At 55.4% G+C, this 16,954-nt stretch carries 12 protein-coding genes; 8 read left to right on the plus strand and 4 right to left on the minus strand.

What is annotated here, in order from left to right:
- Positions 1-126: 126 nt before the first annotated feature.
- From DW112_RS05075 to DW112_RS05085, 3 genes are all read right to left on the minus strand, one after another.
- The gene (locus DW112_RS05075; protein WP_118328472.1) at positions 127-2,667 is read right to left on the minus strand and encodes a DEAD/DEAH box helicase family protein; all 2,541 of its coding nucleotides are present in this window, start codon (positions 2,665-2,667) and stop codon (positions 127-129) included.
- Between the two features lie 172 nt (positions 2,668-2,839).
- The gene (locus DW112_RS05080) at positions 2,840-5,080 is read right to left on the minus strand and encodes a S8 family peptidase (RefSeq protein ID WP_118328473.1); all 2,241 of its coding nucleotides are present in this window, start codon (positions 5,078-5,080) and stop codon (positions 2,840-2,842) included.
- Positions 5,081-5,083: 3 nt separating this feature from the next.
- The gene (locus tag DW112_RS05085) at positions 5,084-6,115 is read right to left on the minus strand and encodes an ATP-binding protein (protein WP_118328474.1); all 1,032 of its coding nucleotides are present in this window, start codon (positions 6,113-6,115) and stop codon (positions 5,084-5,086) included.
- Between the two features lie 133 nt (positions 6,116-6,248).
- Between DW112_RS05085 and DW112_RS10125 the strand changes: the two genes are divergently transcribed.
- The 4 genes from DW112_RS10125 (at position 6,249) to DW112_RS05100 (ending at position 9,789) form a co-directional block, all read left to right on the plus strand.
- Entirely contained in the window at positions 6,249-6,377 is a 129-nt protein-coding gene (locus DW112_RS10125; RefSeq protein WP_255413647.1) for a hypothetical protein, read from the plus strand.
- 328 nt (positions 6,378-6,705) lie between these two features.
- Positions 6,706-7,290, plus strand: a complete 585-nt coding sequence (locus tag DW112_RS05090; protein ID WP_147351828.1) for a hypothetical protein — start codon at positions 6,706-6,708, stop codon at positions 7,288-7,290.
- An 853-nt stretch (positions 7,291-8,143) separates the two neighbouring features.
- Positions 8,144-8,650 (plus strand): hypothetical protein, encoded by a 507-nt coding sequence (locus tag DW112_RS05095; RefSeq protein WP_117635109.1) that lies wholly within the window; start codon positions 8,144-8,146, stop codon positions 8,648-8,650.
- A gap of 146 nt (positions 8,651-8,796) precedes the next feature.
- Positions 8,797-9,789: a PLP-dependent transferase gene (locus tag DW112_RS05100; RefSeq protein ID WP_158571731.1), complete on the plus strand. Its 993-nt coding sequence runs from the start codon at positions 8,797-8,799 to the stop codon at positions 9,787-9,789.
- 225 nt (positions 9,790-10,014) lie between these two features.
- Here the strand turns inward: DW112_RS05100 and DW112_RS05105 are convergent, their stop codons facing one another.
- On the minus strand, positions 10,015-10,362 hold the full coding sequence (locus DW112_RS05105; protein ID WP_117765729.1) for a winged helix-turn-helix domain-containing protein: 348 nt from the start codon (positions 10,360-10,362) through the stop codon (positions 10,015-10,017).
- Positions 10,363-10,555: 193 nt separating this feature from the next.
- On the opposite strand from DW112_RS05105, the gene DW112_RS05110 reads away from it, so the two are divergent.
- From DW112_RS05110 to nusA, 4 genes are all read left to right on the plus strand, one after another.
- Positions 10,556-12,067 carry an IMP dehydrogenase gene (locus tag DW112_RS05110; RefSeq protein ID WP_117765727.1) on the plus strand — a complete coding sequence of 504 codons (1,512 nt, stop codon included), beginning with the start codon at positions 10,556-10,558 and terminating at the stop codon, positions 12,065-12,067.
- A 262-nt stretch (positions 12,068-12,329) separates the two neighbouring features.
- Positions 12,330-14,906 carry a leucine--tRNA ligase gene (gene leuS / locus DW112_RS05115; RefSeq protein ID WP_118259377.1) on the plus strand — a complete coding sequence of 859 codons (2,577 nt, stop codon included), beginning with the start codon at positions 12,330-12,332 and terminating at the stop codon, positions 14,904-14,906.
- Positions 14,907-15,164: 258 nt separating this feature from the next.
- Positions 15,165-15,659: a ribosome maturation factor RimP gene (gene rimP / locus DW112_RS05120; protein ID WP_117639296.1), complete on the plus strand. Its 495-nt coding sequence runs from the start codon at positions 15,165-15,167 to the stop codon at positions 15,657-15,659.
- A gap of 1 nt (position 15,660) precedes the next feature.
- Complete coding sequence (gene nusA / locus DW112_RS05125) at positions 15,661-16,908, plus strand: transcription termination factor NusA (RefSeq protein ID WP_006234042.1); 1,248 nt, start codon at positions 15,661-15,663, stop codon at positions 16,906-16,908.
- The last annotated feature ends 46 nt before the right edge of the window (positions 16,909-16,954 follow it).

The raw sequence follows: 16,954 nt of genomic DNA on the forward strand, positions 1-16,954 counted from the left end.
CCGGGCATCCGTCATTCAGCAACTGTCTCTTCTGGAAAACTAAGGTCAGATGTTGTAGTGACCAAGATTGAAAAATGCCTCGGGCGCTTTAACGTGTTCGATTTTGGCGAGGAATCCACCACGAGTCTACCCTTGTTCCTTAGCTATGAATGTTTCAACTCTGGTACCAAGAATCTGCTCGGGGCGAAGATTGTGCTGGTTGATTAGCGTCTCACATTGCGCCAATCGACTTCTCTCATTAAGCGTTCCGCAGCTTAGGATCGCAATCAATTGACCGATCGATTTTACAAGCTCGTTAAGCTTATTAAGCGTAAGCACTAATGCTGATTCTGCACTTGCATTCTTGTATGCCAAATTATTTGGATGAACAGATATTGCATAGCATTTCATTTTTGGATATCGAGCCCGTAACCACTCTTTTGCGACCTGAAGCTGTCCATGCTCTTGTTTCGTGAGCGGATTATCCGGAAGTTTTTCGTTTTTTGCTTCAAAGGCAAAAGCAATATGCTCTTCTTCAAAAACCCAGACAACATCGGGCCCGTCACCGTTATTGTCGTAACGTTTCGAGCTGGCACCGAGGTATTTTCCCAGCAATTCAAGTTTTGATTCGAATTCTTTTGAATGGCATTGCTCCGATAAGGATTTCAGGTCTGTGTCGAATTTCGTCGACACATCGCTACTCTTTCGTGTTTGGTACGAAATAAATTCAGCAATCTTTTTTGCTTGCAAGCTAGCGTCAGAGTCTGAGCTGGAGAATATGGGCTTAGCAAGTGAACGGTTGAGCCCGCTTGCGCGAGTTTGTAGCTTTCTGGAAGTCTCTACATCGTCATCCGAATAGGCGATTTGAGCTGCCAGGCGGAGAACAAGCCCCTTTACTGAATTGTCTATATTTTCACCATTCGTAAATTGTTTTAGGAGTTTGACAGCTCGTCCACTCTTACCTTTGCGCCATTCGTTTAGCGCTTTTCTTTCACATAGAGCAAATTCTTCGAGCATGCTGTCATCAATAGAATCAAAATCGTTGACCTTGTCTGCTACATAGGCGGACAAATAGGATGCAAAATTGGGGTCGTCATTGACTCCCTGATCGACGACCTCCTTGAAGTCATTTACTGAACATATTTCATTCATGATGCCTTGACCGCATTCGATTTGGGCCCTTGTTGTTGGGGTCAAAAATACAGCATGGCGATTGTCTTTAATCCACTCGCATAGATCGGATCCTGTTAATGCGACGACGCAGTAGTCACCTGAGCCCCTCGTGCCTCTACCTATTGCCTGTTCAATGTTTTGAGCAATTGAGCGGGCATAGACTTTGCTATGAGCTAGGATTTTCGACATCAGTTTATGATGATCAGACATCCCTTTGGGGATGCCCGAAACGACAAGTAGGCGGCATGCATCGCCCGGCAGATCGATGCCGTTATATCGATTTGCAAATACAATTGGCACGTCAAGCTTGTTTTCCCTTAGATCGCTTACCGCCTGAGCAACATCGCTTCCTTTTACACTTACGATTCCCAATTGCTCCCATTGCTTCGCGCCTGCAAAACTCGGCTCGAGGACTACAACACCTTTTTTGTCTTTAGCGAGAGCGATCATTTTTTCGACGAGTGCGACTCGTAGCTGCTCCTTTGTCCCAACTTCTAGAATCATCCTGCGCCCTACTCCGGCAAGGGTTTTGGGAGAGATAATATTAATCTCATCTTTCTTGCACCCGAAAGATCTCACGATCGCACTCTCATCAGCGAATGTCGCAGACATGTACACCCTTCTAGGTGATTCTTCGAATGTCGGAAACTTCTCTACAAGGGGAAGAATTGGGGTAATTGAGAATCTGACGCGACTCAGCGTTGCAAGACAGTACTTGAGATCGTCTTTGATGAGATCCCAGCCGAAGTTTATAGAGTTTGCCGTAGGCGTGTCTTCTTCATTTGACGCTGCGAAATCAGAAATGATTCGGGCGACCTTCTGTCGATGCTTATCCCACGCCCAGAATGGGACTTCTAGCACCTCTTCGCCAGCCGTGCGAGTCCCAGAAACGAAATCGTCGAAAGTTGACACCCTATCGATATCATCAAAGCTTGAACGAAAGAGCGCCGTAACTTCTTGATATAAGCTAGGCGAATCCGATGCATTTATCTCCACCGTGAATGCGCTTCGAACCGAGTCAAAAGATGAGCGCGCATCATCTATGACGATTGCTGAAACTTCCTCCGCTTCGGGTTCTCCCTCCAAGCCAAAGGAAGACTTGCCGTTAAAGAGGGCTTGATAATGGGCAACGAGAATCGTTGAGCCATTTCTGAAATCTGCAGTAAGAGATTTTCTTCCATTATAATCGGAAGCAGGTATTCCAAGTGTCCTCGCCTGTTCGCACACTTGATGAACAAGCTGTTTGTTGTCAACAAGATACAATGCCCCACGTTTTAGTTCTCGTGCACTGGAGAGGGCAATCAGCAGTCCTATAAGGGTTTTGCCACCTCCCGTGTTTAGCTTGATAACAGTGTCTTTCTTATTTCTGTTACTAAACCATGCATCAAGTACCTCGGCCTGGCTGCTATGTAAATCATCAAAGGATTGGGGTTTAGGCAACCTGTCGAAAATCTCATCAGGCTTGATTCGCAGCGTAGGGTTCTGCGATGCTGCCATCTTTTTAAAATCAACCATCTAATAGTCCTTAGCTATGCTGTTCGACGTTGCAAATCAGATGTTACCTGCTTTTACCGTTGCCGTCCTCTTGGGACGCCGCACGTTACCAATGGTAAGAATGCTCGTAAGAGGGCACTGGGGCGACAACCCCCGATGCCCTCTTGATGCATAGTGTTGCTGTAGTCAGTGGTTACTCAAACTCCACTTCAACTTGACTGTGCTCGTAAATCTTGAGTTCGTTATCAATTTCGACCCGTTCTACCATCCAGCCAATGGCGGAGCACTGTCGTACGAATGTATCAATCCGGTTCTCGCCTTTTAGATTGTGGATGGTGACCACTACGCCAAAACGTTGCGGATCATGAGAACCTTTTTGATATCTCGACGACTTGCGAATCATCATGCCCCACATTGGGTTGGCATACACTTTTTTGGGCTTGCTGCGGCTGGTTAGTGGTTCGGAGATGTGCTTGACATTGTCCCATTTACGTAGCATTTTTCGAGCCTTCTCTTCATCGGTCGTGCAGTCTTCCTCGCCTTGGTTGTTAGGCTGTAGCGATTTGATGCGCCCGTCGTTTCCGATGCGCCCAAAATGTAAGTCGAGCTCGGTGTCCGTATAGTCGACTCCTTGGTTTCTGTTGCATTTTGGGAAGTAGCATAGGGTCGCTCTCGCTACAGACGGGTAAGTTGTACCCGAAACAGGGATCGGAAAGTGGAAGTTGTAATTCTCGCGTTCGGTGGCCACTCCGCTGAGCATGAATCGAATTTCATCGTTACTGGTTTCGAGTATTTTTTCAATTTGGACAGGAACGATGCCGTAGCCGAGTCGATTCATATCTTCAGGGTTTGTCCACGCACATGCTGCATCGATTAGCAGGGCCTTAGCAAGTTCACAGCTTAGGTGCATTTTATAAATGAGATAGGCAGCTTTCCTTGCAATTAGCGGAGCTGCAAAAGAGGTGCCGACAGCCGGATAGGCCCCGGTTCCGCAGCAGGCGGTGATAGGGTCGTTGCTTTCCCCTCCGTAGTATGCAAGATCAGGTTTGTGGTGAAAACTCAAGACCGGTCCTCTTCTTGTGTACGAAGCTGGCTCGTTGTTTCTATTGACGGCGTTGACAACGAGGGCATTAATGGAGTCCGCTGGGGATCCAAGATATGTGGGCTTTCCTTTTTCCTGGTTAGTGCCGGCAACAACGAAGAGGACGTCGTATTTCTGCTGCAGTTTGTCTAGCAGGGCCGCTTCGGGGGAAATTGAGTTTCGAGATACTTCCTCCATTGATCCTAAGGAGATGTTCCAAACTTTGATGTCTTGGTTCTCGGCAACGATGCGCTCAATGCGTTTCATTACCGCGAACGAACTGAATTTACCTGCGGTTGCAACTCCAAAATGTCGAACTTGAAAGTGGCCACAATGGTCGTCCAGCGATGGATTTTGGGCTTGAACGTCAACGATCAATGAGCTGACGCATGTGCCATGTCGATAGTCGCTTGAAGTGGGATGTATTTCTTTGGGCAAGCAGCTTATGTAGTCAACCCAATTACTGAAGTACGGAGGATATTTCTCTTCAAATGGAGTGTCGATTACGCCGATGATGGGCTCGTCGGTGGGATATTCAGGGAGGCTGCTGATGGCGGGGGAGGTCGAGCCCTCGTCATTCATGGGAGCGTAGGAAGACAGGTCGATAACCGACATGGCCACAAGGTAAGGGGCGCGCTCGAGCAGCGTGCGATATTCCGTCTCGGTTAATAGGACACTGTTCTCTAAGAGGTTTGCAGGGGATACGTCAATGTGAAGCTCCTCAAAAAGGTCCTGAGTGTCCCTCTCAGTTTCAAACAGCGTAACGATTGCGTTCTCGTTGGTAACTGCCGGCGGCTTATCTATTCTAAATTCATTGACGTAATAGGAATCGCGTACGAGCTGTGCAAAGCTCGATCGAGTTAGCGTGTTTGAAATGACCGGATTCCATTTTTGTTTGAGCTTGTCGTTTTTAACCAGATCGACCATCTTGTCTGCGTTCATCAATCCATCAAAATGTTCGGCTACGATTCGCTCGCACTCACGCAGCTTGTTAATAGTAGACAGGATGGTCGTCTCGGGCACGTAATGAGTCATCAAGTGCCTGGGGTGGCTCCCGTTAAAATCGAGGTAGCGGGCGCCGCGAATAGATAATTCTGGCTCATTGTCTATTCCGCCATTCAGCATCTCTCTTATTCGATTGCTCTTGGCGACAATTTGGCGGTATTCAACGGAGACCAAGATGTCTTTGATTATGGCGTCTTTGGGCCATTTGCTCAGAACGGTTTCGAGGCTCTTGCAAATGTGGGAGATCTTCTCTGCGGTAACCGTTCCTTTAGCGGGGAGCGTTGCTGGGCCCGGTCGCGAGCCTTTTGCCGTTTGAAAATCTCCTGTGAGCCTAATTAAGCTGTTCATGAGCTACTCCTTTAGAGTCCGCGCAATGGTGCTTCTTGATATGCCTGTCAAAACTTCCATTTCTCTTAAAGTAAAACCTTGAGATTTAAGAAGCTCGAGTGAATCGGGTTCATATCCATGTAGACGCTGGTACAGCTTGCGGAGATAGTCGTTTGGGTTAAGGGGGTCACTAAACGCGACGGAGGTCTTAATGAGGTTTTTGAGCGTGCCGGGCCAGGGCAGATCCGGACAACTCTGCAGCACCTTTTTAAGGGTTCGAGAGTCGTTTTTGATTGTCTGATTGTTTTTGGTCAGATTCTTTGCGATTGATTCGCCGATTTCAACGAGATCGTCATGGGTGTATCTATTAAAGTCAATCTGCACATCGAAGCGCCTGGCGAGTGCCGGGTCTAGTTTGTCGTAGAGGTTTGTTGTTGCGATGATGGCGGATCTCGTGTTCAGCTTGTCGAACTCTTTTAGGAGTGCACTTGTGGCCCGCCCCATTTCACGAACGTCGTTTTGGTTAATTCGATCTAGGGCTATGGCATCGATTTCGTCGAACAAGACAATGGCGCCGTCGCCGATATCATTGATCTCCTGGAAGACTTTTGCGATATTTTTGGCTGTCTCGCCAAGTTTACTATCAATAATCTGATTGAAATCGACGGCATATAGTTGGTAGCCAAGTATTCTGGCTATCTGCTTTGTTGCCTCGGTCTTGCCAGTCCCCGATGCGCCGTAAAAGAGGACGGTGTTGATGCCCACATCTTTAGATAGCGCATTGAGTAGCCCCTGGATATCGTTTGCGATGGCCTGGGGAAGGGGTAGCGAGATATTGTTGCTGATTACCTTTTCTAGGAAGTCGTATTTCTGCTCAGTGACTCCTTGCGGTACAAATGTGCGCGTTCTGGCAATAAGGGCCATGATGTAGCTTGCAAGCTCGGGTTGCCCAGACGTCTCAAAATCTTTCGCAATAATAGTGGCTGCGTTGTTGAAAGCGATATCGTCGTGTTCCGAATGCGCTCGGATCAAGTCGATGATGTCTGATCTCTTCATGGATGCTCCTCTCCTTGATCATATTATATGAGACAGAATGAGACAAAGCAAGAAATGATTGGACATTGCCGCAATGAAGTGTGTTAGGATTGGGCTATTAAGATTCAAACCGCTCTAGATTGGAGGTGAGATCATGGCGACCCATCATGGAGGTAAGGTTGGCGCTGCTGCCAAGACGCTCGCGAGCTCCTCGACTAGTAAAGCCGCGAAGTCCGCGGCTGCGAAGACTCTGGTCAAGCACCAGATTGCTAAGCATCGCTAGTCTGCGATCAAAGCGTGATGTAGCAGTAGGGAGGTGATAAATATGGTTTCGAAGACGATTCGCGTAAAGATTCCGAAGTACCGAATTAGCTCAACGGGTGCGGTCAGAAAGGTTGGAACGACTACGAAGGCAGTAAGGGTAAAGATTCGCTAGGCTTTAGCGGCAACTAAAGCCTAGCGTGATGTTGACTTAGCGGGCCAACATCAAACATTTTATGGGGGTCCTCGGCGAGATTCAAGCGTCGGGGGCCCTCGTTATTTTTTGTCGGCATATGCGCCGCAGCCTCTTCTTGTACGACATGTGACGGCGCCAGTAGTTTGGACAGTTAATGAGTGAATTAGATTTAGTATCCCTTTGGATTAGTTCGATGGTGGCCATAGCAACTGTCGCTGCATCGTGGACGGGCCTTAGAACCCTGGTGATTCAAACTTCTCCGGATATTATTATGTTCATTCGGCCAGATGTTGTCTCGCCCTCACTGGCGCGGCTTGTTATCAGAAATATCGGAGAGGCGCCTGCATACAATGTTTCGTTTCGACTTTCTCCTGACTTGTTTCTAAAGGATTCTTTCGAATACAAACATGCCTCCGTAGTGTTTGATAGGGGCTACGCTATTTTGCCTCCTAAACAGGAGAGGGACATTCTCTTGGGAAGCTTTGAGGACCTCGAAGGATTGTGGGGGCACTCCATTGTTGATGTAAATGTCTCCTTTTCAAATAAATATAGGCGCAGGCGCTTCTCGGCTATCTGCCCAGTTGAGATAGGCTCATTTGAGAGCATGATTACAATTTCTCTTGAGACCGCGTTTGAGAAGGACCAAAAGGCCGCCTACCGCGAAATTAGGCAGCTTGGCAAGCGCCTTCGCGGAATTGAAAACGCGATTTGTTCATTGGGGAATCGTGACGAAGAATAGGGTTGTGCGTGTGCCTTTTGGCGCACATGAAACACTACCCGTCTAAAATGTATGTATGCCGCTCTTGCCAATATCTGTAACGGCACCGTTGTCCCCACGCGTTCATTGTTTTCAGCGATACAGTCGCCACGGACTCTACGTGAGGCGGAGACAAAGAAGGCTCGTTGTTCGGTTTTCCGGCAACGCCCTTTGATGTATTCGCGACTGCTGGATGTTGACGAGGATGCCAGCATTGTTGCTAAAACCCTCGATGCGGAGTCGTAATTTCGGAAGTGCGGGGATAATCGGAAACCTCCGAGCACACCCCGTTTTCGGCAACAAAATCGCAGGTCGCGGATGCCCAAAGCAGGGGCCTAGTCGACAGATCTCGGTTTTTCACCGCACTTCCGGAATCGCTCGACGGAAGTATGCGGCAAATTTCGGAACCCTCGAGCACACAGTCCTTTTCATGTAAAGAAACCGCAGGTAGAAACGTTGTCACTATTCAGTGTGGTCGGCATATCAAGAATTTGCCGCATACTTCCGGATTGGGTGCTCATTTAGCACTCTCGATGTCCCCACATCCTCTAAAAAAGTTCTTAAAACAGCCTTAAAGGCGCCTCAACTCGCGTTGACAGCGTAAAATACGCATGTTTGACTATGACAGAAGTGGATTTTAGGGGGGGAGTACGCCATGGAGGTGCTGGTTGTTGGCAACACCGCATATGTTGACGATGACTTTTGCTCCAAGGCGTTCCCCGGCGACCATGTGTAGGTCGTAGCCGCGCAGGACGCGCGCCGCGATGAGTCGTCGTACCATGCTTCGTGGAAAGAGCTCCTCCAGCACCTGGACCAGGCCTACGAGTTTGAGCGCGTGGTCTACCTTTCTACCTACCTCACCCCGCATACCGTGACTTTTGGCGACATTGGGCTGCTGCGCTCGGTGTTTCGTGCCTGTATGGGACGCAATGTGCAGCTGCTGTTTATTGCGGGGCCCGCGGGTGCAGAGGGCACCACTGGCGGATGTGACGACGACGCCACGGCCGCCAGTGGCGCCCAGACGGGCAAGGGCATTATCGCCCGCGCTGCCAACGACCTGTGCCGTTACTATGCATCGCGCGACGGCATCCAAGCCAAAGTCCTGCGCGTGCCGTATCTGTATACCGCATCGCCGGCATTAACCGACCCATTTTTGGTGCCGCTATTCGACGCATGCTCGGGCGGGTCGGTCGCGCTTCAGGGTGCGGCAGATGCGCCGTTTCCCCTGCTGTGTGCCGAGGAACTCGCGGTGTTGGTGCATCGTATCTTTGACTGCTGGGATGCCAACTTTGAGATGCTCGACGTTGCAGACGCTTTTGGCCACCCGAGGCCTATGGCGTGATCGTTGACGCTCCGGGTGCGAGCGTGACCTATCACACGCTCAGCATCTAGGCGTTTCGTCGCCTATCGGCGCTATACTGCAGCCGTTGCCCACGATGCGGGGAACACCCGCATCGTGGGTTTTTGCTTATGAAGGGACGGTGCCGCGTGGACGTACAGCAGCTAGAAGAGGCCTGGGCTTTGAGGGCCGGCGCGCGTGAGGCGCGATTGGTTGCGGCCTCGCATGTGCCGGCGGCGCTGTCTCTGTTGGGGATTGTACGTCCCGGCGATCGCCTGGTTGCGTTTGCCGATGACTTTGCCGATGCGTTTGCGCGCGGCTTTGAGTGCTGCGACGTGGCTATGGTGGAGGAGCCGTCGGTTGCGGCGTTTACTGCTGCGTCCGAGGGCTTTGATGCTTCGTTTGAGGTCGAGGGGCCGCACCTGTGGTGGTTCGTCAACTCTATTGGTGGGTTTGGATTGCGCGTGCCCGATCTGCGCGCGTTAGGACGTGCCGCGCGTGAGGCTCATGCGCTGCTCGTGGTGGATAACACCGTGGCTGGTGTCTTTGGGTGCGATCCGTTGCGCTTGGGTGCCGTGCTGTCGCTCGAGGCACTTGACCGCGTGTGCGCCGGTGAGGCTCCGCACAAGTTGGTTGCCATATCGGTCGCGCGCTCGCAGCTCAAGCGCCATCGTGTGGATGCTGCTGCCGAGTGCGCGCATGCTCTGCTTGAGGGCTGTGGCTTGGTCAAACTTGATTTGCCTGCTGATGAGGCCGGTGTGCTGGAGCGCGGGCTGGACTCGCTCGATGCCCGCATGCAGGCACATTTCGACCGCGCACGTGCGCTGGCCGAGTACTTGGCTGCCAATGAGATGGTGCACGCCGTGCGCTATCCTGGACTGAGCTCGCATCCCGACCATGCGGTTGCAACTGGAATCCTCGAGCACGGCTTTGGTCCGGCAGTTGAGTTTGACCTTATCGAGCGCAGTGCGGGCGATTTGTTCGATGCTTTGCCGGGGGAGTTTCGCACATCGCCCGCCGGCGGCGCAACGACGCGACTCTCTGCTCCGCGCGGCAAGCAGGGGAGCACCATTCGCCTCTTCGCCGGTACCGACGACCCCCTGGTTGTAGCGTCCACCCTGGACAACGCGCTCCGAAAGTAACTAATCGGGGTGTGTGTCACGAAAACGGCCTATTTACTACGTTTAAGCCATAGGGGTCGACCATACCCGCCTATTTCGAAAATTGCCAAGCTGTCTACCAGCGGTTTTATTTTCATAATGTCCGGTATGGTCGAGGGTATTCAGCTAAACGTAGTAGATGGGCCCGTTTTGTGGCACGAGCCTCAATCCGAGGGCACGGTGGACAACAATTCAGTCCCAAAAGGACTACTCTGCATTGATGCTGGCGATGAGGTCGTTGGCTTTGGTGGCGATGACGTTGTTGATGTCGGCCTGCAGCTCCTCGTAGGCCGCTATGGCGCGCTCGCCGGCGGGGGTGAGCGATGATCCGCGGGCTCCGTCGCGCTCGATGAGCTTGCAGCCCAGCTGGCCTTCGGCCTCGTTTACGATGCGCCAGGCCTTGGAATACGCCATGCCCATGCTCTTGGCGGCACGGTTGAGCGAGTGTTCGTGGGCAATACCCTGCAGCAGCAAGACGCAGCCGTGGCCGAACACGCCCGGTAGGTCTTTGTCGCACGCTTGAATGACCAACTTTGCCGTCGTCTTGTACTTCATACGCTCCACGTCTCCCCGCTAAAGTGTTTGCTGGGCAAACGCAAAGCCTGCGTCAAACCCTCGTGTGCTCTTCTTAAATCATGCATTGTAGCAGTCAAAGTGCGTTAAGATACTTCCCCAGTATTGGGCGCCCAAGGTTGGGCTGGGTCCTACGAGGCCTGCAGCCGACCGGTCGCATGGAAAAAGGAGAAACATGGCTACGTTCTTTCCCGGTGAGTCCCACACGTTTTCGGAGTATCTGCTGGTTCCTGGTTACTCGTCCTCGCAGTGCATCCCCAACAACGTCTCTCTTAAGACGCCGCTAACCCGCTTCAAGCGCGGTGAGAAGCCGGCAATCACCCTGAACATCCCCATGGTTTCCGCCATCATGCAGTCCGTCTCGGGCGTCGACATGGGCGTCGCGCTCGCTACCGAGGGTGGCCTGTCCTTCATTTACGGTTCTCAGACCCCCGAGTCCGAGGCTGCTATGGTTAAGGCCGTTAAGGATCACAAGGCTGGTTTCGTTCAGTCCGATTCCACGCTGACCCCCGACATGACCATGGAGCAGGTCATCGAGCTCAAGGAGAAGACCGGCCACTCCACCATGCCGGTCACCGACGATGGCACTCCCAAGGGCAAGCTCCTGGGCATCGTCACCAGCCGTGACTATCGCCCCAGCCGCGATGACCACCAGAAGAAGGTCTCCGAGTTCATGACCCCGCGCGAGCAGCTCATCGTGGGCGACAAGAACATCAGCCTCAAGGTTGCCAACGACGTCATCTGGGACAACAAGCTCAACGCTCTGCCCATTGTCGACGACAACGATCACCTCATGGGCATCGTCTTCCGCAAGGATTACGACAGCCACAAGACCAACCCCAACGAGCTGCTCGACGGCGATAAGCGCTACATGGTCGGCGCCGGTATCAACACCCGCGACTATGCCGAGCGCGTGCCGCTGCTTATCGAGGCCGGTGCCGACGTCCTGTGCATTGACTCTTCCGAGGGCTTCAGCGAGTGGCAGAAGCGCACCATCGAGTGGATCCGCGCTAACTACGGCGAGGACGTCAAGGTCGGTGCCGGTAACGTCGTCGACGCCGAGGGCTTCCGCTTTTTGGCCGACTGCGGTGCCGACTTCATCAAGGTCGGTATCGGCGGCGGCTCCATCTGCATTACCCGCGAGACCAAGGGTATCGGCCGTGGTCAGGCCACCGCGCTGATCGATGTCTGCCGCGCTCGCGACGAGTACTACGAGGAGACCGGCGTCTACGTGCCCGTGTGCTCCGACGGCGGTATCGTCTACGACTACCACATGACGCTCGCCCTTGCCATGGGTGCCGACTTTATGATGCTGGGCCGCTACTTCGCCCGCTTTGACGAGAGCCCGACCGAGCGCGTCAACGTTAATGGCCAGTACATGAAGGAGTACTGGGGCGAGGGCTCTGCGCGCGCCCGCAACTGGCAGCGCTACGACCTGGGCGGCGCCGCGAAGCTCAGCTTCGTCGAGGGCGTCGACTCCTACGTCCCGTACGCCGGCTCCCTCAAGGACGGCGTGGGCGGCACACTCTACAAGGTCAAGTCCACGATGTGCAACTGCGGCGCCCTCTCGATCCCCGAGCTCCAGGAAAAGGCGCGCCTGACCCTGGTCAGCTCCACCTCCATCGTCGAAGGCGGAGCCCACGACGTCGTAGTCAAGGACTCCCAACAGAGCGTAACGTATCGATAAGATAAGACCTGCACATAAAGGTTGAGCCTCAACCACGTTATTTAGATAAAGCGAGATGCCTGCAAGTCGCAGGCATCTCGCTTGTTGTATTTGCTATCATCAGTCGAGTTAACGATGTGGCGGGGCGTTCTTACCTTTGCTCGCTGCAAGTTCCGCACGAGCCGAAGAGCACTTAATGTGCTCTTCGTGCGAGCAGGACTGTCCGCAGCAGCGAGTAAAGGTAAGAACGCCCCGCCCCAACCCAGCTAACAAAGGAGCTGATATGTGCGATTGCACAGATCATAAGGATGAGATCCCTGCCTACGACGCGCAGGCCATTGAGTCCCGGTGGATGAAGGCCTGGGAGGACTCCAACCTCTTTGCCGTCGACACCGACGACAGCAAGCCCAAGAAGTATGTGCTCGAGATGTTCCCGTATCCGTCGGGCGACCTGCACATGGGCCACGCGCGCAACTACACCATCGGCGATGCCATGGCCCGTCAGGCCCGCATGCGCGGCTACGACGTGCTGCACCCCATCGGCTTCGATGCCTTTGGTCTGCCCGCCGAGAATGCCGCCATCAAGCACAACACACAGGCTGCCGCCTGGACGTATAAGAACATGGACCAGGCGCTCGCCACGATGAGGCGCATGGGCTTCTCCTACGATCTGGATCGTACCGTTAAGACCTGTAGCCCCGACTACTATCGCTGGGGTCAGTGGATCTTTGAAAAGATGTGGGAAAAGGGTCTGGTCTACCGCAAGAAGAACCCGGTCAACTGGTGCCCCACCTGCAAGACCGTTTTGGCCAACGAGCAGGTAACCGAGGGCAAGTGCTGGCGTTGCGGCACCGAGCCCGAGAAGCGTGACCTCGAGCAGTGGTACTACAAGATCACCGACTACTCCCAGGAGCTGCTCGATGACCTGGAGAAGCTCCCCGGCTGGCCCGAGCGCGTCAAGCAGATGCAGGCCAACTGGATCGGCCGCTCCGAGGGCGCAGAGGTCGACTTTACCCTGTGCGACACCGATGGCGAGCCCATCGAGGGCGACGAGGGTAAGATCACCGTCTTCACCACGCGCGCCGACACGCTCTTTGGCGTTTCCTTCTTTGTCCTGTCTCCCGAGTACGTGCGCCTGCACGAGCTCGTCGAGGGCACTCAGTACGAGGAGGCCGTCACCAAGATCGTCGAGGACTCCAAGCATATCTCTGCCGTCGAGCGCGCCCAGGGCACCCTCGAGAAGCACGGCGCCTTTACGGGCCGCTACGTGGTAAACCCCGTCAACGGCGAGAAGATCCCCGTGTGGGTTGCTGACTATGTCGTTGCCGACTACGGCACCGGTGCCGTCATGGCCGTTCCCTGCGGCGACCAGCGCGACTTTGAGTTCGCCCGCAAGTACGACCTGCCTATCGTGCCGATCATCCTGGACGATGAGGATCGCGCTGCCGTCGAGGCTAGCGGCGAGACCATCGACACCTTCCATGCCGAGAACGTCGACTGGGATTGCGCCCACGCTGCCGAGGGCACGCTCGTCCAGTCGGGCAAGTACACCGGCATGCGCGGCGGCAAGCACTCTGAGGGCGAGGCTGCCATCGTGGCCGACCTCGAGGCCATGGGCTGCGGCCGTCGCAAGGTCGAGTTCCGCCTGCGCGACTGGCTCATCAGCCGTCAGCGTTACTGGGGCAACCCCATCCCGGCCATCCACTGCGAGCACTGCGGCATCGTGCCCGTGCCCGAGGACCAGCTGCCGGTGACGCTGCCCGAGAACCTGGACCTGGGTGCCGGCGAGACCCTCGCCGAGTGCAAGGAGTTCTACGAGACCACCTGCCCGGTCTGTGGTCGCCCGGCCAAGCGCGAGACCGATACCATGGACACCTTCACCTGCTCCAGCTGGTATTACCTGCGCTATACCGACCCGCACAACACCGAGCTGCCCTTCTCCCGTGAGGCCGCCGATCGTTGGATGCCCGTCGATAACTACATCGGCGGCATCGAGCACGCCATTTTGCACCTGCTCTACAGTCGCTTCTTTACCAAGGCGCTGCGCGACCTGGGCCTGCTGAGCGTTGACGAACCCTTTACCAACCTGCTGTGCCAGGGCATGGTCAAGGACGAGAACGGCGACACCATGTCCAAGTCCAAGGGCAACGTCGTGCCCCCGAGTTCAGTCATTGAGCCCTACGGTGCCGACACCATGCGTCTGGCGATCCTGTTTATCGCCCCGCCCGAGAAGGACTTCGACTGGGATCCCAAGGCCGTCGAGGGCGCTAACCGCTTCATTAAGCGCGCCTGGCGTATCGTGTGGCAGCTCGTCCAGTCCGGCGACGCCAACGTGGCCTTTGATAAGTCCGCGCTCGACGAGACAGCGATGAAGCTCTACCGCGAGCGCCATCGCACCATCGCCAAGTGCACCGAGGACTTCGATCGTGGCCAGTTCAACACCGCCATCTCGGCCGTCATGGAGCTCGTCAACGCGGCGAGCGCCTACCTCAACGCCACCGAGGGTGCCGCCCGCGACAAGGCGCTGTGCTACGGCGTGGCTAAGGATATCGTGAGCGTCCTTGCCCCCATCTGCCCGTTCTGGGCCGACGAATTGTGGCACGAGGCCCTCGGCTGCGAGGGCAACGCCTACACCGCCGCCTGGCCCGAGTTCGACCTGGCCGAGTCCATCGAGGATACGGTGCAGATCGTCGTCCAGGTGCTCGGCAAGGTCCGTGGCCGCATCGACGTCGCCCGCGACGCCTCCAACGAGGAGATGCAAGCTGCCGCTGAGGAAGCCGTTGCCAAGTGGCTTGAGGGCAAGACGGTCGTCAAGGCCATCTGCGTGCCCGGCAAGCTGGTCAACCTGGTGGTCAAGTAAGCGCTGCGCGCTTAGCTGACACATTAAAGACGAGGGACGATCCGGCTGGGTCGCCCCTCGTCTTGCGTGTACCCGACCAAGTGCTTGCGGTCAATTGTCCTATTCTTGTGGAGAAGCTGTGCGCACGCTGACCTGCAGATTCGTACGGTGCTTGCACGTTTTCGCAGCTATTGGTATAGTTTGCTTGCAAATGAAGTTGTAATTGAAAGAAGTGGGGTTTCGGCCCCGCTTCTTTTTTGTATGGATGGAGGTGCCGCAATGGTCAAGACCAAGACCGAGCAGGCGATCATCGACGCGCTCGAGGCCGTTGCTCCCCAGCACGATGTCGACATTGTCGACGTTGAGCTCGTGGGTGCCACCAAGGCCCCCTGCGTGCGCGTGCGTATCGAGGGTGCCGAGGGTCAGAGCCTGTCGCTCAATGACGTCACGGCCAACACCAAGTGGGTCGGCGATGTGATTGAGGAGCTCGACCCTATCTCTTCGAGCTATACGCTTGAGGTGTCGAGCCCGGGCATGGCGCGCCCGCTGCGCCGTCCGCGCGACTTTGCCCGCTTTGTGGGCGAGAACTGTGAGCTCACCTCCACCGCCTCCGAGGGCCGTCGCAAGTACGCCGGCAAGATTGCGGCTGCGACCGAGACCGACGTGACCCTCGAGCTCGAGGACGGCGAGTCCGTCACCCTCGATTTCTCTGATGTTAAAAAGTGCAAGTTGAAGCCCACCTACGACTTCAAGCCCGCGAAGGAAGGAAAGTAAGATGGCAGCATCCGACATGATGTCCGCCCTGATGGAGCTTTGCCAGGAGAAGCACATCGACCAGCTCTACCTGATCGACCGCCTGGAGCAGTCGCTCGCCAAGAGCTATGCCGAGATCCTGCATCTTGAGTGGGGCGCCAAGGTGACCATCGACCGCACCACCGGCAAGATCTACGTCTACCGCCTGGAGCCGATCGACGATTCCATGGACGAGGAGGGCAACTTCACCGAGTTCGAGGAGATCGACGTCACCCCCAAGAACACGAGCCGCATCGCCGCCCAGCACGCCAAGGCCGAGATCAACGCCATCGTGCGCAACTCCGCCCGCGAGCAGATCTACGAGGAGTTCTCCGGCCGCATCGGTGACCTCATCAGCGGTACCGTGCTGCAATCCACGCCCGACTTCACGATCGTCAAGATTCGCGAGGGCGTCGAGGCCGAGCTTCCGCACTTCGATCAGCGCCGTTACGAGAACGAGCGCAACGAGCGTCCGATGGGCGAGCGCTACCTGCACAACCAGCACATCAAGGCCGTGATCATCGACGTTCGCGACCCCAACTCCAACCTGCAGCCGGTTCGTGGCGAGCACAGCCGTCCGCCGATTGTCATCTCCCGTACCCACCCCGAGCTCATGCGTCGTCTGTTTGAGCAGGAGGTGCCCGAGATCTATGAGGGCACCGTCCAGATCAAGTCGATCGCCCGCGAGCCCGGCCAGCGTTCCAAGGTCGCCGTCCACTCCCTCGACGACCGTCTGGATCCCGTGGGCGCCTGCGTCGGCCCCAAGGGCAGCCGTGTTCGCGCTGTCGTGGGCGAGCTCCGTGGCGAGCGCGTCGACGTCATCCTGTGGGATGCCGATCCTGCCGTCTACGTCGCCAACGCCCTGTCGCCCGCTAAGGTCACCCGCGTCCTCATCGACGAGGAGAAGGCCTACGCCGGCGTCATCGTGCCCGACGACCAGCTGTCCCTCGCCATCGGCAAGGAGGGCCAGAACGCCCGCCTCGCCGCGCGCCTGACCGGCTGGCACATTGACATCAAGTCCGAGACGCTTGCCGCCGACATCCTCAAGAACGTTCCCGTTCACGAGGAGCCCGCCGCCGACCTGATCGGTGACGAGGAGGACGAGGACGTCCGCCGCTGCGAGTACGTGTCCGAGGACGGCATCCAGTGCCGCAACCAGGCCCGTCCCGGCTCCCGTTTCTGCGGTGTCCACGACACCGACGCCTTCGATGATGCGGAGGACCTGATCTAGCGCGCGGTCGCGCCGGGTGGGTCCCGGCGCGTCTCCCACGCTCGTT

Origin of the sequence: Collinsella sp. AM09-41, from assembly GCF_003473245.1 — a bacterium.
Taxonomy (GTDB): domain Bacteria; phylum Actinomycetota; class Coriobacteriia; order Coriobacteriales; family Coriobacteriaceae; genus Collinsella.

Coding starts and splice junctions, on each gene's coding strand:
- DW112_RS05075 (WP_118328472.1), bottom strand. CDS start 2,667: ATGGTTGATTTTAAAAAGATGGCAGCATCGCAGAACCCTACGCTGCGA.
- DW112_RS05080 (WP_118328473.1), bottom strand. CDS start 5,080: ATGAACAGCTTAATTAGGCTCACAGGAGATTTTCAAACGGCAAAAGGC.
- DW112_RS05085 (WP_118328474.1), bottom strand. CDS start 6,115: ATGAAGAGATCAGACATCATCGACTTGATCCGAGCGCATTCGGAACAC.
- DW112_RS10125 (WP_255413647.1), top strand. CDS start 6,249: ATGGCGACCCATCATGGAGGTAAGGTTGGCGCTGCTGCCAAGACGCTC.
- DW112_RS05090 (WP_147351828.1), top strand. CDS start 6,706: ATGAGTGAATTAGATTTAGTATCCCTTTGGATTAGTTCGATGGTGGCC.
- DW112_RS05105 (WP_117765729.1), bottom strand. CDS start 10,362: ATGAAGTACAAGACGACGGCAAAGTTGGTCATTCAAGCGTGCGACAAA.
- DW112_RS05110 (WP_117765727.1), top strand. CDS start 10,556: ATGGCTACGTTCTTTCCCGGTGAGTCCCACACGTTTTCGGAGTATCTG.
- leuS (WP_118259377.1), top strand. CDS start 12,330: ATGTGCGATTGCACAGATCATAAGGATGAGATCCCTGCCTACGACGCG.
- rimP (WP_117639296.1), top strand. CDS start 15,165: ATGGTCAAGACCAAGACCGAGCAGGCGATCATCGACGCGCTCGAGGCC.
- nusA (WP_006234042.1), top strand. CDS start 15,661: ATGGCAGCATCCGACATGATGTCCGCCCTGATGGAGCTTTGCCAGGAG.